The sequence below is a fragment of the Methylobacterium oxalidis genome (assembly GCF_007992195.1).
GTDB lineage: Bacteria > Pseudomonadota > Alphaproteobacteria > Rhizobiales > Beijerinckiaceae > Methylobacterium > Methylobacterium oxalidis.
Window position 1 is genome coordinate 1 of record NZ_BJZU01000261.1, and the last position, 1,904, is coordinate 1,904.

At 56.3% G+C, this 1,904-nt stretch carries 1 protein-coding gene and 1 pseudogene; both read right to left on the minus strand.

The genetic code is table 11. The annotated features are described in order from the left end of the window. A pseudogene (locus tag MOX02_RS30355) lies at positions 1-159 on the minus strand (UDP-glucose 6-dehydrogenase); the annotation flags it as partial. 355 nt (positions 160-514) lie between these two features. Then, positions 515-1,837: an HlyD family type I secretion periplasmic adaptor subunit gene (locus tag MOX02_RS30360; RefSeq protein WP_147029470.1), complete on the minus strand. Its 1,323-nt coding sequence runs from the start codon at positions 1,835-1,837 to the stop codon at positions 515-517. Positions 1,838-1,904: the final 67 nt, after the last annotated feature.

The following is a 1,904-nucleotide window of genomic DNA, read 5'->3' on the forward strand; positions in this document are numbered from 1 at the left end:
TGCCTCGAGGCCGGGCTCGTAGATGGGGATGCGGCCCGCGTTCAGCGCCTCGATCTTGGCCGGATCCTTGTCGATGCAGACGACGCTGTGGCCGAAATCGGCGAAGCAGGTGCCCGACACGAGGCCCACATACCCAGACCCAACCATCGCAATTTTCACGAGAAGACTCCTATCCTTTAGATACAGTTATTTGAAATAACTGTAGTTGACAAGTCTGAAACGGTTCTATCCTGGCCAGTCTTAGCGAAGCGCTTTGTGCGATCGAGTAGCTGCGAGTTGCTGATGAAATTTCATTCGAAACCGGTTAGGCAAGCAGGTTGGTTCGGCAAGTCGCCGAGGAGCATGCTTAGCTGTTGGCGAACTACTTCGATACATCCACCTCCAGCGACGGCGCCTCTGCAATTGCGACGTAAACTTTGATCTTCCTTTTTCCGACCTCCTGGCCTAGGACGCTTTATACAGCGGCTTCTTGCAGAAAGTTTAAACCCCCCGCCGCGGGGACATCGTCAGCCGACTATTTCTCCCGAAGGCCGTGACTGACTCGATCGAAGAGCGGACTGAGGAAGTAATCCAGTGGAGTTTGCTCCCCCGTCGTCACAATTACGTCTGCTGGCATTCCCGGCTTGAGGCGGTCTTTGATCTCGGTCGGGACGCTGGCTGCGTCAACGACGACTTCACCTTGAAAGTAACTGTTCTGCGGGTTCTGTGGGTCAGTAACGCGATCATAGGAGACAGACCGAACCTGACCCAGCATGATGGGCACGCGACGGGAGTGATATGTTGGGAATCTGACCTCCGCCCGCAGTCCTTCAGCAACAGAATCTACATCGGCTGGCGAGATCTGAATGCCCACCGTCAATTGATCGCCGGTGGGAGCAATCTCTAGCATCGTGTCGCCAGGACGCAACACAGCACCGATGGTAAAAACCTTCATACTCTGGACAATTCCGGTACGTGGCGCTCGCACCTCGACGCGGCTCAATACATCTTTCGCAACATTTTCTTTCTCCAACAATTCGGCGAGGCTCTTACGAACATCTATGATGTCGGAGGAAACTTGCTGAAGGAACTGCTTTTGAGTCTGGATGATGGTGAGCCTCGTTTCGTCGATCGCTTGCTCGCCCTTCTTGGCGTCTGAAATCGCGCGATCGAGCGCTCCCTGTAGGCGAATGCGCTCACGTTCCAGTGCTGCCACTCGCGAGACAGGAACTAGCTGCTTCGCGAGCAGCTGCCGGAGACCGCTTAGTTCTTGGTCGATTGTGACGAGTTGCTGCTTGGTCGAATCAGCATCGTTTCTAAGCGCCCGCACTTCCTGCTCAGTTTGGACGATCTTGGCATTGAGCACATCGGTTTGAGAGCGCAAGTACACAGCTCGCTCACGGAGGTTTCCCTTCTCATCTTGAATGGCACGCGCGATCGCGGGTTCATGGGCCCTGGACGTTACGCTGTCCGGGAGGACAATCCTGTCGGTCTGATCACGCTCAGCAAGCAGTCGCGCTTCCCGAATACGGTCAATCGCCTGCTGGCTCCTGGTCGTTTCCAACGAGGCACGGGCTTGGGTGTCGTCGAGGCGTAGAAGAGTTTGCCCCTCCTGCACTTGGTCGCCATCGCGCACGAGGATCGCGCGGACGATCCCGCCTTCTAAATGTTGAACGGTCTTCTTGTTCGACTGAGACATAACGACCCCGGAAGCGATGGCCGCACTCTCGAGCTTGGCGAGTGAGGCCCAACCTGCTCCTCCGCCGAATGCAATAAGGATCACGAGATAGGCAAGCAGCACAGACCTGCGCCAATCCGTCCGGATGGGAGGAGACTGAATGGTGAGCGCGGTCGTCATTAGCGCACTTTCTTACCCGACGGCTGCGTGGCGTGTAGTGAGTTGCTGAGGGGCAGCGGTGGCGGAA

What these genes read in the sequence shown, in the direction of transcription:
- MOX02_RS30360 (WP_147029470.1), bottom strand. Translation starts at nt 1,837, where the DNA reads ATGACGACCGCGCTCACCATTCAGTCTCCTCCCATCCGGACGGATTGG.